Origin of the sequence: Amycolatopsis sp. (assembly GCF_035276945.1) — a bacterium.
Lineage (GTDB): Bacteria > Actinomycetota > Actinomycetes > Mycobacteriales > Pseudonocardiaceae > Amycolatopsis_E.
Genome location: NZ_DATELF010000183.1, coordinates 26,780 through 50,193, shown reverse-complemented (window position 1 = coordinate 50,193; position 23,414 = coordinate 26,780). Strand labels below are relative to the sequence as shown.

Below are 23,414 nucleotides of genomic sequence, written 5' to 3'. Positions count from 1 at the left end.
GTGGTCATCTCCCGTGCGTGGACGTGCTGGTGGTTCGCTTCGCGAGGTCGAGCGCCACCCGGGCCGCTTCGCCGACCGCTGCCCGCACCGGCTCGGACAGCTCCATGGTTTCGGCGACGACGGCCGGACGGCAGCCGACGACGAGAATCCGGTCGAGCCCGGCGCCCCCTCTCGAAGGGGTCCCCCAGTCCGGGGCTTCCGCGTTCTGGGGGGTTGCCCCCAGAACGCGGAAGGTCCGCAGCAGGCGGAGCACGGACGAGGGGTCCATGCCGTGCGCGTCCGGCAGGCGCGGGCCGTCGACGTCGCCGGACGGGTCGACTTCGAGCACCACGACGGTGCCGGGCGGGTCGTCGCCCGGCACGGCGTCGACCATGATCAGCGTGTCGAACCGGCCGTCGAGCAGTTCGTAGGCCAGGTGGATGCCGCGGATCCCGTAGTCCGCCACCGAGACGCCCTCCGGCACCGGGGATTCGGCCAGGCGCCGGACGACCTCGACGCCGAAGCCGTCGTCGCCGAGGAACACGTTGCCGATCCCGGCGACGAGCACCCGTCCCGGTGTCATGGCTCCGGCTCCTTGAGCGGCACCACTTCCTCCGGGGCGAAGTAGTGGTATCGGCCGTACCACTCGTGCAGGTCGGCGGCCGGGTCGTCCTCGATGGTCACGGCGACGTGCCGGCTGCCGTCGAGGTCGGTGCGGACGGCCTGGACCACGCCGACGCGGCCGGCCAGGAACATGTCGTGCGCGTCGGTGCCGTGGGCCCGCGGGCGCAGACGGACCCGGCTGCCCCTGGTGACGCGGAATCCGTCCACGACCACGGTTTCCGGGGTGGCCGGACGGCGCGGCGACCGGACGGCGCCGTGCAGCCGTGCCAGGACCTCTCGCGGGACCTGCTCGACCCGGTCGACGATCGCCGCGGCCCGCGGGTCGGTGGCTCGTGCCTCCCGCTTCTCCTCCTCGGTGAGCGTGAGGGTGCGTAAGGAGAGGATCTCGTCGATTTCGGTGGCGTCGAACAGGTCTCCGGGACTCTCGGGGCTGACGCGCGGGTGGTCGTCCATGAGGATGGGCGAGGACAGCAGCACGTCACGCCCGCCTTCGGCACCGGCCAGGACGGGGAAGGTGTGGATGTTGCGGCAATTCCGCGCGGCGGCCGCGGCCCATTCCGGCGGATCCAGCAGCGAGAGAAAACTTCCGCCGGTCACTCCCAGCAGCGAATGTGTCGCGACGAGGGAGACCCTCAGGGCTTCCGTCCTCGGCGCCCCGGCCGACGGCGAGCATGCCGTGTTCTCGATCGCCAGGCGCAGCCGCAGCAGGGGGAAGGGGCTGTCCGCGGGCCGCGCCGACAGCCGCACCCTCGCCGACACCGGCCGGCAGGTCCGGACCACCCGGCCGAGGTCGCCCAGCGGAACGATCTCCTCGCCGGCGGGCGCGATGACGTCGGCGACGTGCGGCGCTCGTCGTATGTCCGCGACGGAGGCGGTCACGTCGTACTCCCGTGGCACGGCTTCGTCGAAGGTCAGGTGGCGATCGCCGTGCACGACCAGTTCGTCGACCGGCTCGAATCCGGTACCCGGCAGGCGCGCCTGTACCGATCGGTGCTGTATTTGGAGGAACCGCAGTCGCATGTGGACGGTCGCGTCCTCGTGCGCCTCCAGCAGGCACTCCGTCCACTGGCGCCAGGCGTCGGCGGAACCGGCGACGCCGGTGTCCCGTTCGGCCGCCGGTGCCAGCCACGAACGGGGCGTGAGCACGCCGAACTGCCAGCGCACCCGGTTCTTTCCCGACGATCGGCGGTACGGGTACAGCAGATAGCCCTCGTAGAGGATCGCGTCGGCCACCGCGCGGGCCGCTTCGAACGACGGTGGCCCACCCAAGATCATCGTGCCACCCGTTCCGCGAACACCTGCTGCCGGGCGCGGAGCCAGGAGTACCACGTGGCCATCCCGTCCCCGCGGGTCGCCGAGACCGCGAGCACCTCCGCCACCGGGTTGACCTGGCTCAGCTGCCGGGAGAAGCGGCCGGGGTCGAAGTCGACGTAGGGCAGCAGGTCCACCTTGTTGAGCAGCACCACGTCCGCCGTGCGGAACATGTGCGGATATTTCAGCGGCTTGTCGGCGCCTTCGGTGACCGACATGACCACCGCGCGATGGTCCTCGCCCAGGTCGAACAGCGCCGGACAGACCAGGTTGCCCACGTTCTCCACGAAGACGACCGATCCGGGCCGCGGGTCGAGTGCCTCGAGCGCGCCGGCGAGCATGCCCGCGTCGAGGTGGCAACCGGCGCCGGTGTTGACCTGGATCGCGACGCAGCCGGTGGCGTGGATGCGGTCCGCGTCGACCGGGGTCGCCTGGTCACCTTCGATCACCGCGAGCGGCACCTCGTGCCGCAGGTCCGCGATCGCGCGTTCCAGCAACGTCGTCTTGCCCGAGCCGGGGGAGCTCATCAGGTTCACCGCGAGGATTTCCCGGCCCCGCAACCAGTTCCGGTTGTGCTCGGCCAGGTGGTCGTTCTTGGCCAGCACGCGCTGTTCCATGCTCACGGTCTCCGGATGCGCCCGCGTTTCCTCGCAGCCGCAGGTTCCACACATGATCAGGCCACCTCCACCGAGAGGATTCGCAGCTCACCGCCCGCGAGCACGTCGACGTCGGCGCTGCCGCAACGGCACAACAGGATGGGTGTGTCGAGTTCGAACTCGCCCCCGCAGTCCCGGCAGTGCGCGCGGCCGGCGGGTTCGTCGATGTCCAGCCGGGCGCCGGCCACCGTGGTGCCCTCGGTGACCAGCTCGAAGCAGAACCGGACCGCGTCCGGCACCACGCCGGAAAGCTTTCCGATCTCCATCCGGACGCCGTACACCCTGGCTCCGCCGAACCGTTCGGCGACGGCCTCGACGATGCTCTGGGTGATCGCGAGCTCGTGCATGATCAGCAGATCCTGGGCAGGGGATCGCCGACCAGGAGATCGACGATCCGCGTGCCGCCGAAGGTCGTGTTCAGCAGAACCAGGCCCGGTGGGTCGGCCTTCACCCGCCCGATCACCGCGGCCCGCTCGCCGAGCGGGTGGCGGCGCAGGGCCGCCAGCGCCGTGTCCGCCTGCGCGGGGTCGACGATCGCCACGATCCGGCCTTCGCAGGCGACGTAGAGCGGGTCGATGCCCAGCAGTTCGGAGGCACCTCGAACCTCGTCCCGGACCGGAACGGCGTCCTCGTCGATGACCACGGCCACGTCGGCGGCCCTGGCGACTTCGTTGAGCACCGTGGCCACGCCGCCCCGGGTGGCGTCGCGCAGCGCCCGCACGCCCGGGGCCGCCTCGAGTAGTCCGGCGACCAGGCCGTTGACCGGGGCGGTGTCGGAGACGAGGTCGGCGTCGATGTCCAGTTCGCCGCGTGCCAGCATGATCGTGATGCCGTGTTCGCCGATCGGGCCGGACACCAGCACGGCGTCCCCGTCCCGGGCCGTGGCGATGCCCAGCCTGCCGGGGTAGTTCTCCACGCCGATCCCGGTGGTGTTGATGTAACAGCCGTCGGCCTTGCCGCGCTGGACCACCTTCGTGTCCCCGGTGACGACCTCGACACCGGCCGCGCGTGCGGCGGCGGTCATCGACTCGACCACGCGGGTCAAATCCGCCACCGGGAAGCCTTCTTCGAGGATGAACCCGGCGGTCAGGTATTTCGGCGTGGCGCCGGACACCGCGAGGTCGTTGACGGTGCCGTTGATCGCCAGGTCGCCGATATCGCCGCCGGGGAAGAACAGTGGCGACACCACGAACGAGTCCGTGGTCAGGGCGAGCGGGGTTCCGTCGAGGCGGAACTCGGCCGCGTCTTCGAGCGGTTCCAGCAACGGGTTGCGGAACGCCTCCAAGAAGATCGCTTCCACCAGGCTGTGCGTCGCCTTGCCGCCGGACCCGTGGGCGAGGGTGATGCGTTCCTCCCGTACGCGCGCCCGCGCGCGCCGCACCCGGTCGATCCGGTCGAGCACCAACTGCTCCCGGGCATCGGTGCCTTCTGGGGGCGCAGCCACCGGACCCCGCCTGGGGGCAGGCCCCCGGACCCCCGATGTGGACACCTCGTTCACGTTCGGCTCGCCTCCCTCACCCGCTGGCGGCTGAAACGGCCGAAGTTGTAGTACGCGGCGCAGGCGCCTTCCGGCGAGACCATGCACGTGCCGATCGGCGTCTCCGGCGTGCAGGCGGTGCCGAACACCTTGCACTCCCACGGTTTCAGCACACCCTTGAGCACTTCGCCGCACTGGCAGGCCTTCGGGTCGGCCACCCGGACCCCGGGCAGGTCGAACTTCCGCTCGGCGTCGAAGGTCGCGTAGCGTTCCCGCACGCGCAGGGCGGAGTGCGAGATGAACCCGAGGCCGCGCCACTCGAAGTACGGGCGCAGCTCCATCACCTCACCGATCGCCCGCAGCGCCACCGCGTTCCCCCGCCACGGCACCACCCGCGTGTACTGGTTCTCCACCTGCGAGCGGCCTTCGTCGAGCTGGCGCATCAGGAGGTAGATCGACTGCAGGATGTCGAGGGGCTCGAACCCCGCCACCACGACCGGCTTCCCGTAGTCGCGGGCGATGAACTCGTACGGCCGGCAGCCGATCACCGTGGACACGTGTCCCGGGCCCAGGAAGCCGTCGAGCCGGAGGTCGGGGGAGTCCAGGATCGCCTTGATCGCGGGGATGATCGTGACGTGGTTGCAGAAGATCGAGAAGTTCGGCACCTCTTCGGCCGCCGCGCGCAACACGGTCATCGCGGTCGACGGCGCGGTGGTCTCGAAACCGATGGCCATGAAGACCACCTGCAGATCCGGGTTCTGCCGGGCGATCTTGAGCGAGTCCAGCGGCGAGTAGACCATGCGGATGTTGGTGCCTTCGGCGTTGGCGTCGAAGAAGTTCCCGCCGCTGCCCGGAACCCGCATCATGTCGCCGAACGAGGTCATCAGCACCCCGGGCGTGCGGGCGATGTGGATCGAGTCGTCCACCCGGCCCATCGGGATCACGCAGACCGGGCAGCCCGGGCCGTGCACCAGCGTGACCTGCTCGGGCAGGTAGTCTTCGAGACCGTGCTTGTAGATGGTGTGCGTGTGGCCCCCGCACACCTCCATGAACTTGTACGCACGGCCGGGTTCGCACAACGCCGTGATCCGGGCCGACAGTGCGCGTGCCTTGTCCGCGTCGCGGTACTCGTCGACGAAACGCATGGCTCCTACTCGATTCGCGAGTCCCTCAGCGCGGCGAGCTCGTCCTCATAGGACTTCCCGATGCCTTCCAGGAAGTCGAGGACCGCCTTGGCTTCGCCCTCGTCCACCTTGGACAGAGCGAAGCCCACATGGATCAGGACCCATTCGCCGGGCACCGGTTTTTCGCCGAGCAGCCCGATGTTGATCAACCTCTTCACGCCGCTCACCGCGACCCTGGCGATATCGGGGCGGTCGGCGCTGATCTCGACGACCTCGCCGGGAATGGCCAGGCACATCGGAGACCTCCCTTCGGTGCCTTCCTTGCCTTCCATGCCTTTCATGCCTTTCATGCCTTTTCGTGGTTACCGGGCCGGTGCTCGCAGCACCCCGACGGTCAGCTCCCACAGCGCGTGGTAAACGGTCGTCTGTGCTTCCTGGATGCGGTGGACCGACGACGACGGCACCACGAACAGGTAGTCGATGCTGTCCAGTTCGGCCATCTTGCCGCCGTCATAGCCGGCGATCCCGACGGTGAGCAGGCCACGCCGGGCCGCTTCGTCGAACGCGCGCAACAGGTTCGCCGAGTTGCCACTCGTCGACAACCCGACCGCGATGTCGTCCGGGTGGGCGAACGCGCCGATCTGGCGGGAGAACACCACCTCGAACCCGATGTCGTTGGACAGCGCGGTGACCACGGCGATGTCGTTGGTCAACCCGAACGCCGGCAGCGGCGGGCTGTCCCCGCCGGGGCTCAGGAAGAGGCTGGCCAGCTCCTGGGCGTCGGTCGAGCTGCCTCCGTTGCCGAACGACAGCAGCCGCCCGCCCGCGGCGAACCGGGCGGCCATCCTTCCCGCACACTCGGCCAGCCGCTGCCCGTCCCGCTCGAGTACAGTACGGCGCAACGCCATGATCTCGCCCGCCTTGGCCACCGTGGAGCGGCGGACCTCGGCCAGCACACTGTCCAAATCAGACTCTTCGGAATACAGGAACGGGTAGAGCGATTCGACGTCGCGATCGTGCTCGGTCATGTCCGTCACGCCCTCATCACCGCGATGGCCTCGCCGGCATGAACCAGGATGGTGTCGCCGACCCGCGCGGGCACGAGCGCGACGCTGACCTCCTCCTGGCGGCCGTGTCCCACGTCGACCAGGGCGAGCGCGTCGTCGCGTAGCTGGAGCACCGTGACCGGCACCGCGGTGTCCGAACACGTGACACACACCCCGTCGTGGCAGGTCCCCGTGGTCGGGTTCGTGGTCGGCTTCGTGTTCACCGCGCCACCATCCCGCCCTCGAGAACCCCCGGCTGCTCGAAGAACACGTGCACCAACTCCCAGAGGATGTGGTAGGTGGTGACGTGCACCTCCTTGACGACCCGCGGGTCGGGCGACGCCGCGATGAGGACATGGTCGGCCGCACCCCTGGCCGCGATCGTGCCCCCGTCGCCACCGACCAGCGCCACGGTCAGCATGCCGCGTTCGCGCGCGTACTCCAGGCCGCGGGCGACGTTGGCGCAGTTGCCGTCGGGGGACAGGCCGAGTGCGATGTCGGCCGGTTCGGCGAGAAACCGCAACTGGTGGGAGAACACCTCCACCAGCCCGCGGCGGTTCGCCACGCCGGTCAGGGTGGCGACGTCGGAAGTCAGCGACACCGCGGGAAGCGCCCGCTTGCCGACGATCACGGGGTGCACGAACTCGACGGCGACGTGCTGCGCGTCCGTGCTCGCCCCGCCGTTGCCGAACACGACGAGCTTGCCGCCGCGGTGGAACCGCACGGCCATCGCGTGGCAGGCCCTGGCGACCTCCTCGGCCCGCTCGGCCAGGTGCTCGATGGGCTCGGTTCTCCGCTCGAAGACAGCGGCCACCGCGTCCGCTTCCGGGCCGGCTGATCCGGTTCGCGACGCCATTTCCCCGTCTCCTCTCGTGCACGCTCGGGTCCCATCAGCGCGTTGACCCCGCACGCGTCATCCCTCATTAAACAACCGCGGGCGAGCAGGCGCAGTCCGAAGAAGACACTGGACGGCCCGATTTCCTTGAAGCGAAGGTGATCTTCGGGGGACGTGACCCAGCCTGCCGGTGATTGAGGAAGACCACGCCGACGCGGAGAATTATTTCCCTTTGCCCGGCAGTACCGGATCATCCAGGAATGACGTGCGCGTCCAGGGAAAAGGGCCCCAACCTGTCCGGGTGCGCCCGTCCGTCCCGCGCACGTCCACCTCGTCGGCCGGCACGGTGACCTCGGCGAGACCGGTGAGCGGGGTGATGTCGGGCTCGCCGCTGAGAGAGGCGAGCGCGACGAAGATCGCCCCGGTCGCGTCGTCGCGCACGGAACCGGACAGCTCCGGCACGAGGGCCCGGGCGCCGAACGCGGTACCCTGCGGCGCCCTGAGCACGGAGGACGACGAGAACCCGAAGAGCCCGCACAGCTGGCTGCTGAGGTCCTGGTGGCCGGGGTCTGGCGGGCGCGCCGGTCCACCCGGTCTGACGGACCCGCGCGCCGGCGGGCACGTTGACCATACGGTCCGGAGTAGGTTCGGAGGGACGCCTCGCACGGGCCGTGCCAGCCGAGTCGTTCCAGACGGCGGTCAGCTGAAGCAGGAAGACGGTCACGAACCCGGGGCCCAGCATTCGCAACGAGATCCCAACTCGCCGGCGCCGTCCATACCCGCCGTTTCCAGTACCTCGCCGGGAACATGATCGGCGCCGGAGATCCGTCCCAAGTAGACACCGAACGGATTGGGCAGCGACGGAACGAAGACCGTCCCCATGGTGTTGACCACGCCGAAGCTCGACGCGAGCAGGTAGAGCGGGAGGGTGAGGACGGCCGGCGGAACCATGACCCCGACCAGCACCAGCCCGAACAGCTTTTCCCTGTGCCGGAAATCGCACTTGTCGAAGGCATAAGCTGTGAAGAAGTGGTCACCGGAGCAGATCTCGAAGGTAATTGCCGAACTTGATCTTGCGTCGGTGTATTTTCCCTTCTCCTGTCCCACGGAAACGAATATCCTTGGTACCCGCCCGAATTGGAGCGCAACGTTGCTGCTGGCGGGTGGCCGCGCGGACCATGGTCCGGTGGTAGATGCGCCGGTGCCGCGGAAGGCAATTCTTGTGACCTCCTTGAGGTCACTGTCGTTCCCATTGGACCACAAAGCCTTCCCTCTCACTTCTCCCGTCGGGTGCCCGCGAGTCGAACGCGGTTTCTTCCGCTCCCAAGGCGGATGGGTTGCCGTCTCCCTCGCACCCGCTGTCTGTCCGGCAGCGCCCTCGCCAGGATTCGAACCCGGGACCTCCGCGCTCGTATCGCGACGCTCTGTCCAGCTGAGCTACGAAAAAAGTATTCACTCCATTATGGACCCATAACCCACCATGGTGCGAAAAGGAAAAACCGCCCGGATCGGTTTTCCCGATGGGCGGCTCCCGGCATGACGGATTTCGTCGTCACGGTGGAGAGCGCAGCGGCAAGGGTCGCCCGGCCGGCGGGCACACGAGAGCGGCACCCAACCGGTGACGCCGAGACATGTCCGTCATGGCTTCTCCTTCTAGGCCTTGTGTGGATTCATCATCACGGACGCCGCGACCGGCCGTAAATCACATTTTTCAAGCCACGTCGCGGTTCGGGGGGCCGAATTCCGGCTCCGCACCTTTGTCCCGTGAGGGCGAACTTCGCGGGGGGGGGCGCCTTGCCGCCGTCGCCGGCGCACGGTTGTTGAATGACACGTCCGCGCATACTGGTGCTGGGCACCGGTTTTCGCCGGCTTTCACTGCCTGAGTGCGCTGGAACGTTGTCTTCCCGCACACGCGGCGGAACTCGTCGCCGTCAACCCCAGCGACTACATGCTGTACGTGCCGTTGCTGCCGGAGGTCGCGGGCGGAATCCTCGATCTTGTGCCGCCTGCTCCGCTCGGATGCTCAAGGCCACTTGCGCGCCGCGGGCTGCCGGGCGTGCAGGAGTTGCCAGGCCCTGGCGGCGACCTGGAGGTTCAGGCGGGTGTCGACATCCGTCAGGTCCACCCCGGCGATGTCGCGGATGCGGGCGAGCCGGTAGCGCAGGGTGCTCCGGTGAATGACCAGCGCGGCGGCCGCGTTGTCGTAGTTGCCTCCGCATTCCAGGTATTCGAAAAGGGTCCGCACGAGCTCCGAGCGGCGCTTGGCGTCGTAGGCCAGCAGCGGGCCGAGCCATTCGCGGATGAACTGCTCCACGTCCGCGCGGCTGGCCGGGTTGCCCAGGATCCGGTACACGCCGAGGTCGGCGAAGGCGGTGGCGCCATGGGGGGAGGCCGATTCCATCCGGATGCACAAGGATTGCCGGGCCTCGGAGAAGGAGCGCGGGAAATCGCCCGGCCGTACGCACCGGCCGCCGATGCCGATCGAGCCGGTCTCGGTCCCGAGTTGCCCGGCGAGCGCCCGGTACAGTTCGTCGCCGTCGACCTGACCGTCCACCAGCACGACCACGTCGTTGCCTTGCCAGGACAGAAGCGTGTGCAGGCGCCATCCCCTCAGCACGCGCTGGGCCGCCGCGCCCACTGCTTGCGTGGTTCCCGGATGCTGCCATCGCATGACGAGCACGTAATGCGCGGCGTGCAGGTCGTGCCCGATGGCCGCCGCGCGGGCGTACGCGCCCTCGTCGTCGGTGCCGGCCACGAGGTCGTCGACGAGGTCCCGATGTACGCGGATTTCGACCTCGACGAGGCTTCGCTCGTGGGCGAATTCGAGTGAGAGCATCGTGGTGGCGTACTCGGCTACGAACATTTCGTAAGAGCCGGCCGTGTGCCCGGGGTCGATGAGGGCGAGTACGCCGAGTACATCGCTTCGGGGCCGGATGAGGCACACGACGCGCTCACGATCGCGTATCGGCCCGCCGCGTGCGATCGCCTTCTGGATGAAGGCCTGCCGTGCCTGATCGGCGGGCTTGGGACAGTGCGGTGGCCGCTCAAGACCGGCCCAGGCCCGCAGATTGCCGAACTCGTCCTCGATGACGACGCCGAGGTTCGTGAGCTGGTGAACGGCCTGCGCGATGCCTGCCTCGCCTTCGCCGGACGCGGAAACCCTCGTCAGCATCTCGTGTACGGCCGTCCGCCGCTGAAGGCGCCGCACCGTGGCGGACAGATCCTCGTTGAGCCGGCGCAGTTCCGAGTCGTGGTGCCGTTCACGGCGGCGCAGTGACGCGTTGGCCAGCGCCGCGCCGGTCTGGTGCCCGAGCACCTGGAGCAGGAATCGCACGTCGTCCGGTGGCTCGGCTTCGCCGCGGACGACGAAATAGCCGAGCACCGTGCCCCCGGCTCGCAGCGGAAACGCCCACCGCCACAACTCGTCGCCGAGCGTGATTCCGCCACCGGCGGGGCCGAGACCCGCCACGAGCTCGGTGAGTCCGGAATCGGTCTGCCCGTTCGTTGGCCTCGGCAACAGTCGGCCGTTGCTGACCAGATACACCTTTTCGAGGTGACAGGGGGCCAGCGACGGTACGCGGTCGCCCATCAGGCAGAGTATTTCGGTCTCGTCCGCCGAATCGAACATTTTTCGCGTGAGGGTGAGCAATTCGTAGCAGCGTGCGAGCCGCTCGCGGTAGAAACGGGGCGGCCGGCCAGGAGGGCCGAGTCGTATCGGAGCCTCTTCGGAGGTTGGGAACATCCGACACCTCCCGGTCGCCTGGACGCCTGTCCCACCCCGATGATTCCCGCGCGGCCCGCGTTTACACCCCGTGACGGGCCCCGATTTCGCGCTGGTAGGGCTAATTCCGCCCGGATTTCTCGCCCCACCGGGCGCAGGCGCCTGCCCGCGTCCGCTTGCAAGGCTGATCGATGAGACAACCATCCGACCAGGCCGGCAGGGAGGCGTCGTCGTCATGACCTTGATGCGTTTTGATCCTTTCCGTGAGCTGGACCGGCTCGGCGAGCAGGTGCTGGCCGGCCAGCGTCCCATGCGGACCATGCCGATCGAGGCTTACCGGCGCGGAGACGAGTTCACCGTCGCGCTCGACGTCCCCGGAGTCGACCCCGACGACGTCGAGGTGACGGTCGAACGCAACGTGGTGAACATCCGCGCGAGGCGGCGCCCGGTTCGGCAGGAGCGCGACGAGTTGATCATCGACGAACGGCCGCAAGGCGAGTTCACTCGGCAACTGCTCCTTGGCGACAACCTGGACACCGGCAGGTTGCGGGCGAGCTTCGACCGGGGCGTGCTGTTCCTCACGATTCCGGTGTCCGAGGAGAGCAAGCCGCGCCGCGTGGAGATCACCTCGACCGGGGAGCCGCAAACCGTCGAAACCACCAGAGCCCCGGAGGCGGGTTGAGTGACACCGGATGGTGACCGCGGTCGCCGATCGGGCGCCTGTGGCGTCATTCCGGACGCTTTCGACGTCATCGTCCACCTGCCGCACGTCACGGCGGCCGAACCCGACCAGACCGCCTGTTCACGCCGCTCAGCGAAGTACGGACCGTGTTTTCCGGTGGAAACTGGAGTGAAGGCTATTCGAGACTGGCGTCGCGGAATGCTGCTCCCTGGGCGGTGACCGTGTCGGTTCCGGTGACCAGCGCGAAGTTGCCGTGGTCGGTGGCGGTGTAGATCATGGCGCCGGCGAGGTTCGGGCCGAGGTTTTCCAGCCGGGTGATCGCCTTTGCCGTCCAGCCCCCGATACGCGCGGCGTGGTCGTAGAGGGGGCTGGGGTAGTTCGGGTCCACGTTCCACTCCGAAATGAAGAACGGCAGTTCGTGGCCGATCGTGGCGGTCACCCTCGACTCGACATTTGTCACATGCTTCGCCCAGTTGGCGAGATGCCCGACGCAGACGCCTTCCCAATCGTCGTGGGCCGAGCAGACGTATTCGTGCCAGGACAGGGCGTCCGGAACCGGATCGGCCCCGTCGAGAAACGTGGCGATATAAGCCGCGTGATCCCCGTCGACGCGGGACAGCACGGGTCCCACGAAACGGTAGGCGGCTGTCGGATAGCGCTTCCTCAGCTCACGGATGACCGTATTCCAGGCTGTCCGGTAGTCGGCCGGAGCGATCCCGGCGAGATCAGGCTCGTTGCCGAACTCCAGGTACGCGGTGCCGTTTCCGAACACCGAGTGCACGAGATCCATCAGGTGCTCATCCTGCGCCAGCACGGACGGCAGGGCATCGCCGGCTGGGCCGCGCAGGATCAGCATCGGAGCCGCGCCGACCTGCCGCACCGCCCTCATCGCGCCCAGCAACGTGCTGTCATCGAGGATGGCGCGCAGGGGCACTCTGATTAGCGGCACACCCCACTGCCGGAACAACCTCCGGGTGCCCGGGACCGTCAGAAGATGGTCCTGGTTGTCGTAGAGCGACATGTTGATGCCGAAGATCGGCGCCGCGCGCCGGCATGCGGCCCGCGCGGCCGGGCCGAGTGTCGTGGCCACCAGGATCAGCGCGGCAAAGAGCCCCATAGCGCGTCGCAGAGTCATGGGACCCACGGTGGTGGCGGTGCGGTGACCGGGCCAGGGCGCCGAACATCGATCAATCAACTCCGAACAGGTGTCAGCCTGTGTGGCAGTCGGTCCTGAGCGCCGACGCCGCGATCGGGTCGGTCGTCCTGCCGCGGTCGGACAGCTCGACCTCGAAATGCTCGGCGGTGAACTGGTACGCGCTCGGAATGTCCACCCATTTGCCGCGTTGGGCACGCTGGTCGACGGTGAAATCGCTGACGAGTGCCCCGTCCGGCATGGTCAGAACGCGGTAGTAGGCGGGCGACGCTCCGGCGTAGTCTCCCGTCGGTACGAAGACGCCGAACGTACAGCTGATCTCGCCCGAAAGTCCGGGAGTGAAGACCCACGCGAAGTAGTCATGGCCGGGCTTGTCGTTGCCGGTGCCCAGACTGTACCGGAAGGTCCCGTCGCATCCGCCACCCGCCCAGCCGCCCAGGGCCGCCAGCTCCCAGCCGCTCGAGCCCTGCACACCGGAGGTGCTCATGCCGATCTTGCGCGTGTCGTCCTGCTTGCAGCCTTCACCGGCGACCGCGCTGAACCGGGTAGGCGGGGTCGGCCGCAAAGCCGTGCCGAGCAGGGGCGCGACCACCCCCGCGGCAGCCACCCCGGCCGCGGCGCCGGTCAGCCAGATCCGGCGGCGGGACCATTTCCGGTCGTTCCGGCGCCCGGACTCCGGCGGGCGGGCGCCTGGTTTGTCGATCTGGGCGGCCACCGCGGACCACCGGCGTTCCCACGCGTCCCGGTCGCCCCCGCACGCCTCCGCGAACGCCTGGGTCACCGCGAGCGAGGGCAGGCTGCGCCCGCTCGCCGCGGTGGAGAGCATCGACGCGGAGTAGTGGGCGCGCTTGGCGAGCTCCCGATAGCTCGGATTGCCGGCCTGTCTGCGCAGTTCGCGAAGTTCCTGCGCGAATTCGTGCACCGGCCCCGATTCCGGGTCCAAACGGGTTTCCGGCCTCCCCACCGCGATCACCCTTCCACCGGCAAGCGACATGGTCGCGACCATCCAACGGCTTCCGCGGTGAGTAAGCAACCGCCTACCGGTCGAATTCATGCCGAAAGCGCTTTCGGCTCCTCGCGGTCCGCGGGGAGGCGGACCAGAACCGGGCGGCCGGTGCGTTCGGCTCGCAGCTGTGCGCGCAACAGCCGCCACCGGCTGCTCCATTCGGCCGGGTCACCGCCGCATGCGGACACGTAGGCCAACGTCACCGGAAGCGACGGCACCACGTTGCCACTCGCCGCCTGCGACAGTGTCGAGGGCGAGTAGTAGGCGCGCGCGGCCAGCCGCCGGTAGGTCGGGTTGCCCGCGCGTGCCCGGAGCTCGCGCAGGCCCGCGGCGAAGCGAGCCAATGCCCCGTTTGCCGGGTCGATCGGGTTCTCACGACGTCCCATCAAGATCCCCGCCTTCTGATCGAAATCTTCGAGTGCGCGGGAAACGACGTTCGCGGGGGAGGATCGGTTCGGAGCAGGTGTGTTCGGTTGTTGTCCGAAATCGCTGATCAAACGGCCTGAACACGGGTCACGGGCAGTTCGTGGGCGGCGGACCGTGGCCGAACCTGCCGTCGAACCAGGTGTTGAGGTCGCTGGTGTCTTCGGCGCGACGTCGTGCTCCGCCGGCACGTCGCCGCTCTCGGGGGAAACGATCGTGCCGCCTGGTCGAGATCAACTCCGATGGCCAATGCGTCGCGGTCCACCGCGAATTGTCCTACCAGGTTCCGGAACGGAACCGCCGGCCGCGACCGGGAGCGGCGGCCCACCGGCCGCTTGAATGCCGGTTGCCGTCAGCTCACCCTGACCTGAATATACCCGCGGTTGTCCGCGAGGCACCGATTCCGGTCGTTGATGCGCAAGTACAGGATGCCGTTCGTGGTGGCGCGGAACTTGCCGCCGGCGCCGATCGAGAATACCGGGCCGTTCACCCCGATACGCCCGAGCAGGCGCCCGTAAGGCAGGTTGAAATCGTATTTGCAGCCCCCGCGGATCCTTCTGTCGGTTGCGGCGTCGTAGCCGTTGGGGCCGATCGCCGGCCAGCGCCGGAAGTCGACCGTCCAGGTCCCGGCCCTGCCATCCGGCCCCTTCGAGGTGGTGTTCACGGTGTAGTCCTGGCCGTTGGTAAGAGTCGCGCTCGAGCGCTGCCAACCGGACCTGGAGTTGATCGATGTCAATGGCTGCGCCGCCGCCGTCCCAGGGAAGGACGCGACCGCTGCCGCCGCTATCAGGGTTACCGCCACTCCGCGATACCGGGAAATTCGACCAATGCGCATGACCAACCCTCCTCGGGTGTGCGACAAGCGAGGTGCGATTTTTGCCAAACTCTCTCCGGCCGTCATCGTCCCCCCCTCGAAGAACTCGGCGCTAGAGTCATTGGACCCGGGTTTGCCGTGAATGATTTTGTATTGGCTGCTGCGCGAGGTAACCCGTGATCTCGTCGACGAGTTGCCGGAGGCGGCGCGAGCGCGTCGAGCGGGAAGCGGGCGGCCAGCGCCGTGGGGAGGGTGCCATGGCGGCGCAGTTGACCCATCGGTGCTTCGGATCGGACAGGAAAGGTGGATGGCCACACTCAGCGTGCGCGGCCGGTCGCCCACGCGAAGATCGCCGCCCCCGTCGACACGACCACGACCCCCAGGATCAGGTACCCGTCCCGTATGCCGGCGAGGAACGCGTCACGAGCCGCCTGCGCCAACCCCTGCCCCGCCGGCCCGAGTCGCGCCGCGAGCCACGGTGCTCCCGCCACCGGATCGCCCGCGGCGAATCCGGTTCCGCCACGGCGGCGTCGGGAGAAGGGCCAGGCTCGGCAGCAGGTGGCGTCGAAGACGGCGGTAGCCGAGCGCGGAGTGCTCCAACCACCTGTCTGCCTGCGTGGCTGCGGGCTGGTGGTGGCGACCTACGAGGGTCGCCAGGTCCGCTATGCGCTGGCCGACGCGCACCTGGCCCGCGCGCTGGGCGAGCTGGTGCAGGTCGTGCTCGCCGTGGACACAGCACAACCCTGTGTCGACGATGACCAGCCGGCTGCCGCGACCGCGCTGGAGGCGGGACGATGAGCAAGGACACCGACCGCCGCCTCGACCTACCGCCATCCCAGCCGAGGAGCGAGAGGGCTGCACCGATGGGTGTTGCGCTTCCTCGGAAGCCGCGGGCGGTGCGATCTCGGCGAGTTCGGTGAACTCGGATCGCCGCGAGGTGTTGTCGCGGCGGGTGCGGCTGCTGGTCACGGCGACGATCAGCTACAACGTCATCGAGCGATCGTCGCGATCATGGCGGGGACGGTGGCGTCCTCGACGGCTCTGATCGGGTTCGGGCTGGACTCGGTGATCGAGGTCGCGTCCGCTGCGGCGGTGGCCTGGCAGTTCTCCGGCAAGGACCCCGAGGCACGCGAGCGGGCCGCGTTGAAGGTAATCGCGGTGTCGTTCTTCGCGCTCGCGGTCTACGTCACCGTCGAATCGGTGCGCTCGCTGCTGGGCGCGGAATCCGCCCAGCACTCCACGGTCGGGATCGTGCTGGCCGCCGTGTCGCTGCTCGTGATGCCGTTCCTGTCCTCCGCGCAGCGCAGCGCCGGGCGCGAGCTGGGCTCGGCCAGCGCGGTCGCGGACTCCAAACAAACCCTGCTGTGCACCTACCTCTCCGGCGTCCTGCTGGTCGGGCTCCTGCTCAACTCCCTGCTCGGCTGGTCCTGGGCCGATCCCATCGTCGCCCTCGTCATCGCCGCCGTCGCGATCAAAGAAGGCCGCGAAGCCTGGCGCGGCGAGCACTGCTGCTGATCTCTGGAAAGGATGGCGTATTCGTGGAATGGGAGTGGATGGTCGTGGCCGTGGTGATCGCGGTGCTGTCGCCACTGTTCGGCCATTTCGAGGCCAAGGCTCCGGTGTGGACCCGGATGGCGCGGTGGCTGGTGTATCTGGCGGTCCTCGGTATCGTCGCCCTGGTGGTGGGCAGGCCTTGGACGTGGGTGTGGATCGCCGGGCTTCCGCTGATCGGCGCGTCCACGTCGCCTGGTGCGTCAAGCACGGGATCAACCCGCTCACCGCCGAGCCGCGCGACCGCTATTACCGGCTTCGGGGATGGACCTGACCCGCCGATCCGAGGCGTGTGTTCCGGGCCCGGTCGGGGTTGTCCCCGATGCGACGAGCCACGTGGGCGTGTTTGGCTGGATGGTGCACGACTGAGGAGCGAGCGACGGGAAGGAGCCATGGTGAAGACCGCAGATCGGGCCACCCGCTGGCAGCACTATTGGGACCGCAAGTCGGCGACCTACGACAAGGAGATGCGATTCTGGGACCGGCGGCTCTTCGGTGACTCCCGCCAGTGGGCCTGCGCCCAGGCCGTTGGTGAGGTACTCGAAGTCGCCATCGGAACCGGGCTGAACCTGCCGTTCTATCCCAACGAGGTCACGGTGACCGGTCTTGATCTCAGCGAGCGGATGCTCGACATCGCCCGGTCCCGCGCCCAGCAACTCGGCCGCGAGGTGATGCTGCGGCAGGGCACCGCCCACACCTTGCCGTTCGCTGATGCATCCTTCGACACGATGGTATGCACGTTCGGCTTGTGCGCCATCCCGGACCTCGACGCCGCGGTCGATGAGATGGTCCGGGTGCTGCGTCCCGGCGGGCGGTTGATCCTGGTCGACCACATCGCCAGCTCGTCCCGCATCGCCCGAGGCGTGCAACGGCTGCTGGAACTGGTCACCGTCCCCCTGGGCGGTGAGCACTTCCTGCGCCGACCACTGGACCAGGTCCAAGCCCGGGGCCTGCGCATCGAGCACCAGCAACGCTTCGCGCTCGGCCTGGTGGAGCGGATCACCGCCCGCAAACCAACCAGTTAGCCCCGGCGCCGCGCGGACGACTGCCCGGCGGGACGATCTCGTCCCGCCGACGCCGCGACCGGACGCTGGGCAGAGAGCGCGGGATCCCCGAGATGGCCGGGTAGCCGTCAGCGACCGATCAACTGCCGCAGACGCACCCGGTGGCCTCAGCGTCGGCCGGAGCGCGGTCAGGGTTGACGGCGTGCTCGTCGGGGGTGCTGCCACAGCAGACATCCGGGGTGTCCCCGGATGTCTTGCCGGAGGGTGTCGGCGTCATCCTGATCGAACGCCGCGGCCCCACCGTCCACCAAAGCGGTAACCAAGGCGCTCGCCCCCCGGCGATGGGCCGATCCGGCACAGCTGGCAAAGCTCAAGCACTTGCGGCACTGAGGAGCGGCGACCGACAGCCGCAAACCCTGGACAGAAGGCCAACTTTGGCTCCGAGCATATCGGCGAAGCGGCCGCTGCCGGGCAGACCGGGCTGGAACAGCGTTGGCAGCAGCTACCAGTACTGCCGCAACGTCCTCGGCCATACCGGCCTTTCCCCTGACCCAACCTCACCCAAAGACCGTTAGAACGGCGGATCGGTGTCGGGTTGGGGGAGGGGGTTGGGGCGTGGTTCGTGGAGGGGTTGGGGTTCGCTGGTGTAGTGGTGGCCGGTGGGGGTGGTGATGGTGATCCTGCCGGTGGTTTTGTCCATGTGGTAGGTCCAGCTCGGCTTCGCCTTCGTAGCCCAGATCGCCGAGCGCGGGCCGGTTTTCGGCGATCCAGATGGCCAGCGTGGGCAGGATCTCCGGGTGGTTCCGCAGCGTGGTGGTGTCGTGTTCGCGGCCCGGGCGCACCTCGGAGGTCCACAGTGGCCAGCCGTCCGGCGCGGTGATGATCTGGATGTTGCCGCCGTGGTTGTGGTGTTTTCCCGACCATCACAGGTCCACACCTTTTGTGGGGCCCGGGGTACGGCAGCGGTCGGTCTCGATCAGCGTGCCATCGATGCTGACATGCTCGTGTCCGGCCATTTTCGCCGCCAGCAAAGCGGATTCCAGCTTCGGCGCCCGGGACGCCAGCACGTCGATGCCTTTGTGCAGGTAGTCGTACGCCGTGGACTTACCGATCCCGTTGTCGTCGGCCCACTGCGCTATCCGGATTCCGTCGAGAAACCACCGCAGCACCAGCACTGCCTGCTTCAGCGTGCTCAGCGCCCGCCGGCCAGCACGAGTCCCACGCCGTGTCCGTTCGGTGTCCAGCAGGCCGGTCAGGAACACCACAGTCCGTTCGCGCACCGCAGGGTGGCCGTGTATGTCACGCTCACCAAGCGCAGAGCCCCTATGAAGTTGATCTTTGGTCGGACCAACATCCATACCGGGGCTCTGCGTCTTTTCCTTGCTCCGCAACGTCATCGGCGTGTCACCACGAACCACTACACAACGTCACAGGCCGTTACTCGGAACGACTCACTCCCCAAGCCCAACTCGACGCCATCACCGATGAACTCAAAGACGCCCCGGCAAACCCCTCCGCTGGTGCACCAACCGAGTTCTTCAACAACCCCGCTGCTGACCCTGGCTTTTCATCGGGGTTGAGTGATGGAGCGGCGTGCCTGACGCGGAAAATGCTCCTGACCTGGGATGATGCGGGTGTCTAACGTCCGGATCTGATTCAGGTGGAGGAGCACTTTCGAGGTGAACGTTACCGGGTGGTCGCGGGGTTTGGACGTTATCGCTGATGGTGAGGGGATCGTGTCGCATGCCGGGCTGGCGTTGTTACGTGGTCTGGTCGATAAGACCGGCCTGACGGCGGGGCAGTCGAGGGCGCTGGCCGGCGCACGGCTGGTGGTGCATGACTGGCGGGGTGGCGGCGGATTTGGCGTGTGCGATCGCGGATGGGGCGCGGGCGATCAGTGATGTCCGGGTGATGGGCGACCAGTGGGAGTTGTTCGGGCCGGTGGCGTCGGTGCCGACCGTGTGGCGGGCGCTGACCGAGATCGCCGACGGTGGTGCCCGGGCAGCGAAGAAGATCACGGCGGCGGTGAACACGGCCGCCGGTATGCGTGGGGCCAGATCGTGGCACGCCACGGCACGCTTCCGGTGGTACGGATCGCGGACAAGACCTTGCACGGGGTGACCTGCATCCGGATCGAGGTCCTGGCCCGTCAAGGCTTTGCCAGAGCTGCTCCCGTCCTTTCCAGCGTCTCCCCGACCAGGCCGCTACCTGGGAATCGGGCTCAGCCCTCCGGCCTTTCCACCGGCGCCCAGAGGCTGGGCAGGTTCACCACCATGCCCTCCTGGCTGCTCCGCGCGATGATCACCACCGCGTCCTCGCCGCCGGGGTTCTCCTCGCGGTGTGGTACGTAGGGCGGCACGAAGATGTAGTCCCCGGGTTCGGTTTCGATGCGGACCTCTTTGTCGCCGTCGGCGAAAACGAAGACCGGATGTCCGGACCTGACGTAGATCGCGGTCTCCGCCTCGCCGTGGTGATGGTCGCCGGAGTTCGTCGTGGGGCCCACGTGGGTCTCGCCCATCCAGACCTTCTCGGAGCCGACGGTCTTGCCGGACACCGCTTCCAGCCGCCGCATCCCGCTCGTCTGGGTCGTGCCCGGCGACAGTTCGCCGCCTTTGACGTGCCGGAGTGGGCGGTGCCATTGGTCGGTCACGAGTGGCTCCTTTTCACCAGGGGTGGCGCGGTTTATGATCGCAGGTGCGCCGTGCTGGTCAAGCTGTCCGCGAACTCGCCGGATCCCGGAAGTTCGGTCTCGCTCGCGGCAAGGAGGCGTTCGGCCGGCGATGTCGGTCCTGCCCGCGCGGGACGAGGCAGGCGCGAATTCGCCGCCGGTCCTCGCCGTTGACGCGCCGGAAGACGAGATTGTCCGAACCAGCCGGTTCACGGGTTTGGTCAGGGTCGGCGCGAGCGGAACACGCCAGGAGAGTTCCTCACCTGTGCTACGTCCGCCCAGTTACTCTGCCCGGGACGAGCGGGTCGGCAACGGAGTTCGGGGTGCGCCGAACTACGTGTGCTCGCGACGGACCGCGCTGCACGCACGACCACGGGCGGTTACCGTTGTGTGGCGGCCATGTTTCGCGGCGCATCTCCCCGCCGAGGCCGACGTGATGGATTTCAGCGTCGTCACGCAGCTTTAACACCGCTCACGTTGACATTCGCCGCCCCGGCGACCTTTCCTAGGAAAGTAGTTCGGGTTCGGTTCCCGAAATGTTCGGCTCAACGGCGAGCACACGTGTTTTCTCCCACCTGGCGAGGTGCACCGATGTCCGAAGCAGTCGATACTCGCACGGCCGAGCCCGCCACCGGCGCCGGCCGAACCTACAACCGCTGGACCAGGAACAGCACCCTCGAGGACTACTCGCTCCGGTACGCGCCGAGGTCGTTCCGCAAGTGGACGCCGTACGTGGTGGCCACCACGGCGCTCGGCGGCATCGCCTACCTGGCCGACTTCGCGATCGGCGGGTCGATCGCGATCACCCACGGGTTCGCCAGCGCGGTGACCGCCATCCTCATCGCCGCGGTCGTCATTTTCCTGACCGGAATCCCGATCTCGTACTATTCGGCCAAGTACGCGATCGACATGGATCTGCTCACCCGCGGCGCGGGTTTCGGCTATCTCGGGTCGACGCTGACCTCGCTGATCTATGCGAGCTTCACGTTCATTTTCTTCGCGCTGGAAGGCTCGATCATGGCGCAGGCCTTCGAACTGGGCCTGCACATCCCCCTCCCGCTCGGGTATCTCATCGCCTCACTGGTGATCATCCCGCTGGTCGTCTTCGGCATGACGGCGCTGTCGAAACTGCAGGTGTGGACGCAACCGATCTGGCTGGTGCTGATGTTCGCGCCGTTCGTGTCGATCGCGTTCGTCGCACCGGAGAAGTATTCCGAATGGACCTCGTTCGCCGGGAACTCCACCACCGGCTCGTCGATCAGCCTGCTGGGCGTCGGTCTCGGCGCGGGCGTGGCGCTTTCCCTCATCGCGCAGATCGGTGAGCAGGTGGACTACCTGAGGTTCATGCCGGACAAGACGGCGGCCAACGGGAAGCGGTGGTGGGCCGCGGTGCTCACGGCCGGTCCCGGCTGGGTCGTGCTCGGCGCGTTCAAGCAACTCGGCGGGGCATTCCTGGCCTTCTACGTCGCGGACAGCGTGGGCCTGGTCAAGGCGGGGGAGCCGATCGAGCAGTATCTCGCCGGGTTCAAGACCTTCATGCCGCCCTGGCTGGCGCTGACCATCGCGACCTTCTTCGTGATCCTGTCCCAGGTGAAGATCAACGTGACCAACGCCTATTCCGGGTCGCTTTCCTGGTCGAACTTCTTCTCCCGGCTCCTGCACAAGCATCCCGGCCGGGTGGTGTGGATCTTCCTCAACGTCGGGATCTCGCTGGCGCTGATGGAGTTCGGTGTGTTCGGCTTCCTCAACACGGTGCTCGGGTTCTACTCCAATGTGGCCATCGCCTGGATCGGCGCGGTGACCGCTGACCTGGTCATCAACAAGCCGCTGAAGCTGAGCCCGTCCTTCATCGAGTTCAAGCGGGCGCATCTGTACAACTTCAACCCCGTCGGGTTCGGCTCGATGGTCGTGGCGTCGGTGGTTTCGATCCTGGCCTTCTTCGACGTCTTCGGCTCGACCGCGCAGGCTTTCTCGCCGTTCATAGCGCTGGTCCTGGCCTTCGTGCTGTCGCCGATCGTGGCCGTGGCGACCAGGGGCAAGTACTACATCGCCCGCGAGGACGAACAGGACGAACCGTTGTTCGTCGACGGCCGGCTGTCCGGCGTGACCGCGGAGTGCAGGGTGTGTGTGGACACCTTCGAGCGCCCGGACATCGTCTCCTGCCCGTTCCACAGTGGACCCGTGTGCTCGCTGTGCTGCAGCCTGGAAGCCGCGTGCCACGACGCCTGCAAGAAGGGGCCGGTGGACCTGGGCATGCCCGCCGTTTCATGACCGGGCCCGGTCCTCGCCGTCGAAAGGAGTTCCCATGCGGCGCGGCGTACCAGGTCACCGTGTTCATCCACGGCCTGACTACGGCCGATTACCGATGAGACGTCGTATAACGACCTATACGAAACGGCGTTTCACCGTCCAAACAGCCGCACCAGGGTCGGCGGCGTAGTCACGGACGCCGACACGATCGCCCGAGGACACCGACTCGGGCGATCGCCGGCGCGCGTGGCCATGCTTCCGAGGCTACGAGTTGGAGTGCGCTCCAGCGCAAGCCGGGCTTTCTAAAATGTCCCGGTGACTGAGCTGGACGACGTCGATGGGTTCCTGCGGCGCTTCACCCGGGTGCCCGTCCCTCCGGACGGCAGGCGTGCCGCGGCGGTGGCGATCGTGGTGTCCGAACGGGACGGAGAACGCGGGATCGGATCTGGCTGACCCGCCGGGTGTCCTGGATGCGGGCGCATCCGGGACAGTTCGCGTTGCCAGGGGGCCGGGTCGACGAGGGCAAGGACGCCGTGGACGCCGCGCTGCGCGAACTGCGCGAAGAACCGGGCATCGTCGCCGGGAGATTCCGGAGTCTCGGCCTTCTCGACGACTACGCGACCCGCTCGGGCTAGGTGATCACCCCGGTCGTCGTGCGGATCACCGGGACAGCGGAACCCGTGCCCAACCCGGCCGAAGTCGCCGAGGTGTATTGGATCCCGTTCCGCGAACTGGATGTGGAGCCACGCTGTCCGCGGATTCCGGAATCCGACCGGCCGGTGATCCGGTTGCCACGGGTGGGACGTCTGGTGCACGCGCCCACGGCGGCGGTCCTGTTCCAGTTCCGTGAAGTGGCGCTGCACGGCCGCCAGACTCGCGTGGGCCATCTCGAACAGCCCGTGTGGGCATGGCCGGTGGCTCTTGCCAGGCACGCCGGCGGCTTGGCCCGGATAATGGGCGGAGTAGAGGTTGCCGTCGAGTTGGACCCGGTTGCCGCGAATGATCGTCGAAATGCTGGTCCTCGGATTTGTCCTCAGCCTGGACAACTTCCGGGCGTCCATCGCGCTCGGGACACTTCCGTTCGGTATGC

General features: G+C 68.0%; 25 protein-coding genes and 3 pseudogenes. 8 read left to right on the top strand and 20 right to left on the bottom strand.

Translation table 11 applies throughout. The features are described 5' to 3' along the window. Positions 1–4 precede the first annotated feature (4 nt). The 13 genes from VJT49_RS33880 to VJT49_RS33820 all read right to left on the bottom strand — a co-directional run bounded on the left by VJT49_RS33880 (position 5) and on the right by VJT49_RS33820 (position 10,641). Positions 5–562 carry a hydrogenase maturation protease gene (locus tag VJT49_RS33880; protein ID WP_324169069.1) on the bottom strand — a complete coding sequence of 186 codons (558 nt, stop codon included), beginning with the start codon at positions 560–562 and terminating at the stop codon, positions 5–7. Then, on the bottom strand, positions 559–1,878 hold the full coding sequence (locus VJT49_RS33875) for a hypothetical protein (protein ID WP_324169068.1): 1,320 nt from the start codon (positions 1,876–1,878) through the stop codon (positions 559–561). Before VJT49_RS33875 ends, VJT49_RS33880 begins: the two co-directional genes overlap by 4 nt. After that, positions 1,875–2,585: a hydrogenase nickel incorporation protein HypB gene (gene hypB, locus VJT49_RS33870; RefSeq protein ID WP_324169067.1), complete on the bottom strand. Its 711-nt coding sequence runs from the start codon at positions 2,583–2,585 to the stop codon at positions 1,875–1,877. Before hypB ends, VJT49_RS33875 begins: the two co-directional genes overlap by 4 nt. 2 nt (positions 2,586–2,587) lie before the next feature. Further along, positions 2,588–2,917: a hydrogenase maturation nickel metallochaperone HypA gene (locus tag VJT49_RS33865; RefSeq protein WP_324169066.1), complete on the bottom strand. Its 330-nt coding sequence runs from the start codon at positions 2,915–2,917 to the stop codon at positions 2,588–2,590. Positions 2,918–2,919: 2 nt separating this feature from the next. After that, a complete protein-coding gene (hypE, locus tag VJT49_RS33860; protein WP_324169065.1) occupies positions 2,920–4,014 on the bottom strand; it encodes a hydrogenase expression/formation protein HypE in 1,095 nt (364 codons plus the stop codon). Positions 4,015–4,064: 50 nt separating this feature from the next. Next, positions 4,065–5,192, bottom strand: coding sequence for a hydrogenase formation protein HypD (gene hypD, locus VJT49_RS33855; RefSeq protein WP_324169064.1), 1,128 nt, complete (start codon positions 5,190–5,192; stop codon positions 4,065–4,067). Positions 5,193–5,197: 5 nt separating this feature from the next. Next, complete coding sequence (locus VJT49_RS33850; protein WP_324169122.1) at positions 5,198–5,467, bottom strand: HypC/HybG/HupF family hydrogenase formation chaperone; 270 nt, start codon at positions 5,465–5,467, stop codon at positions 5,198–5,200. Positions 5,468–5,533: 66 nt separating this feature from the next. Then, positions 5,534–6,199 carry an SIS domain-containing protein gene (locus tag VJT49_RS33845; RefSeq protein WP_324169063.1) on the bottom strand — a complete coding sequence of 222 codons (666 nt, stop codon included), beginning with the start codon at positions 6,197–6,199 and terminating at the stop codon, positions 5,534–5,536. 5 nt (positions 6,200–6,204) lie between these two features. Further along, a complete protein-coding gene (locus VJT49_RS33840; RefSeq protein ID WP_324169121.1) occupies positions 6,205–6,390 on the bottom strand; it encodes a HypC/HybG/HupF family hydrogenase formation chaperone in 186 nt (61 codons plus the stop codon). A gap of 47 nt (positions 6,391–6,437) precedes the next feature. Continuing rightward, positions 6,438–7,073 (bottom strand): SIS domain-containing protein, encoded by a 636-nt coding sequence (locus VJT49_RS33835; protein WP_324169062.1) that lies wholly within the window; start codon positions 7,071–7,073, stop codon positions 6,438–6,440. A 201-nt stretch (positions 7,074–7,274) separates the two neighbouring features. Further along, on the bottom strand, positions 7,275–7,559 hold the full coding sequence (locus VJT49_RS33830) for a hypothetical protein (RefSeq protein WP_324169061.1): 285 nt from the start codon (positions 7,557–7,559) through the stop codon (positions 7,275–7,277). Positions 7,560–7,772: 213 nt separating this feature from the next. Next, on the bottom strand, positions 7,773–8,159 hold the full coding sequence (locus VJT49_RS33825) for a hypothetical protein (RefSeq protein ID WP_324169060.1): 387 nt from the start codon (positions 8,157–8,159) through the stop codon (positions 7,773–7,775). 916 nt (positions 8,160–9,075) lie between these two features. After that, a complete protein-coding gene (locus VJT49_RS33820; RefSeq protein ID WP_324169059.1) occupies positions 9,076–10,641 on the bottom strand; it encodes a PucR family transcriptional regulator in 1,566 nt (521 codons plus the stop codon). A 376-nt stretch (positions 10,642–11,017) separates the two neighbouring features. On the opposite strand from VJT49_RS33820, the gene VJT49_RS33815 reads away from it, so the two are divergent. After that, positions 11,018–11,455, top strand: a complete 438-nt coding sequence (locus VJT49_RS33815) for an Hsp20/alpha crystallin family protein (RefSeq protein ID WP_324169058.1) — start codon at positions 11,018–11,020, stop codon at positions 11,453–11,455. Between the two features lie 175 nt (positions 11,456–11,630). On the opposite strand, the gene VJT49_RS33810 is transcribed toward VJT49_RS33815, so the two are convergent. The 5 genes from VJT49_RS33810 to VJT49_RS33790 all read right to left on the bottom strand — a co-directional run bounded on the left by VJT49_RS33810 (position 11,631) and on the right by VJT49_RS33790 (position 15,342). Next, positions 11,631–12,590, bottom strand: a complete 960-nt coding sequence (locus VJT49_RS33810) for a hypothetical protein (protein ID WP_324169057.1) — start codon at positions 12,588–12,590, stop codon at positions 11,631–11,633. Between the two features lie 73 nt (positions 12,591–12,663). Continuing rightward, positions 12,664–13,602 carry a helix-turn-helix transcriptional regulator gene (locus tag VJT49_RS33805; protein ID WP_324169056.1) on the bottom strand — a complete coding sequence of 313 codons (939 nt, stop codon included), beginning with the start codon at positions 13,600–13,602 and terminating at the stop codon, positions 12,664–12,666. A gap of 56 nt (positions 13,603–13,658) precedes the next feature. Further along, positions 13,659–14,000, bottom strand: a complete 342-nt coding sequence (locus VJT49_RS33800; protein ID WP_324169055.1) for a helix-turn-helix transcriptional regulator — start codon at positions 13,998–14,000, stop codon at positions 13,659–13,661. A 389-nt stretch (positions 14,001–14,389) separates the two neighbouring features. Beyond that, positions 14,390–14,872 carry a hypothetical protein gene (locus tag VJT49_RS33795; protein ID WP_324169054.1) on the bottom strand — a complete coding sequence of 161 codons (483 nt, stop codon included), beginning with the start codon at positions 14,870–14,872 and terminating at the stop codon, positions 14,390–14,392. A gap of 296 nt (positions 14,873–15,168) precedes the next feature. Beyond that, positions 15,169–15,342: a hypothetical protein gene (locus VJT49_RS33790; RefSeq protein ID WP_324169053.1), complete on the bottom strand. Its 174-nt coding sequence runs from the start codon at positions 15,340–15,342 to the stop codon at positions 15,169–15,171. Positions 15,343–15,457: 115 nt separating this feature from the next. On the opposite strand from VJT49_RS33790, the pseudogene VJT49_RS33785 reads away from it, so the two are divergent. The 3 genes and pseudogenes from VJT49_RS33785 to VJT49_RS33775 form a co-directional block, all read left to right on the top strand. Continuing rightward, positions 15,458–15,649: pseudogene (locus VJT49_RS33785) on the top strand (helix-turn-helix domain-containing protein); the annotation flags it as partial. 103 nt (positions 15,650–15,752) lie between these two features. Beyond that, positions 15,753–16,366: pseudogene (locus VJT49_RS33780) on the top strand (cation transporter). Between the two features lie 431 nt (positions 16,367–16,797). Beyond that, entirely contained in the window at positions 16,798–17,427 is a 630-nt protein-coding gene (locus tag VJT49_RS33775) for a class I SAM-dependent methyltransferase (RefSeq protein ID WP_324169052.1), read from the top strand. 605 nt (positions 17,428–18,032) lie between these two features. Here the strand turns inward: VJT49_RS33775 and VJT49_RS33770 are convergent. Next, positions 18,033–18,760, bottom strand: a pseudogene (locus VJT49_RS33770) (transposase family protein); the annotation flags it as partial. Positions 18,761–19,242: 482 nt separating this feature from the next. On the opposite strand from VJT49_RS33770, the gene VJT49_RS33765 reads away from it, so the two are divergent. Then, complete coding sequence (locus VJT49_RS33765; RefSeq protein ID WP_324169051.1) at positions 19,243–19,527, top strand: hypothetical protein; 285 nt, start codon at positions 19,243–19,245, stop codon at positions 19,525–19,527. A gap of 100 nt (positions 19,528–19,627) precedes the next feature. Here VJT49_RS33765 and VJT49_RS33760 read toward each other — a convergent pair whose 3' ends face one another. Next, positions 19,628–20,056, bottom strand: coding sequence for a cupin domain-containing protein (locus tag VJT49_RS33760; protein ID WP_324169050.1), 429 nt, complete (start codon positions 20,054–20,056; stop codon positions 19,628–19,630). Between the two features lie 609 nt (positions 20,057–20,665). On the opposite strand from VJT49_RS33760, the gene VJT49_RS33755 reads away from it, so the two are divergent. From VJT49_RS33755 to VJT49_RS33745, 3 genes are all read left to right on the top strand, one after another. Further along, positions 20,666–22,345: a hypothetical protein gene (locus VJT49_RS33755; protein ID WP_324169049.1), complete on the top strand. Its 1,680-nt coding sequence runs from the start codon at positions 20,666–20,668 to the stop codon at positions 22,343–22,345. A 294-nt stretch (positions 22,346–22,639) separates the two neighbouring features. Further along, positions 22,640–22,777 carry a hypothetical protein gene (locus VJT49_RS33750; RefSeq protein WP_324169048.1) on the top strand — a complete coding sequence of 46 codons (138 nt, stop codon included), beginning with the start codon at positions 22,640–22,642 and terminating at the stop codon, positions 22,775–22,777. A gap of 17 nt (positions 22,778–22,794) precedes the next feature. Further along, a complete protein-coding gene (locus VJT49_RS33745; protein ID WP_324169047.1) occupies positions 22,795–22,959 on the top strand; it encodes an NUDIX domain-containing protein in 165 nt (54 codons plus the stop codon). The last annotated feature ends 455 nt before the right edge of the window (positions 22,960–23,414 follow it).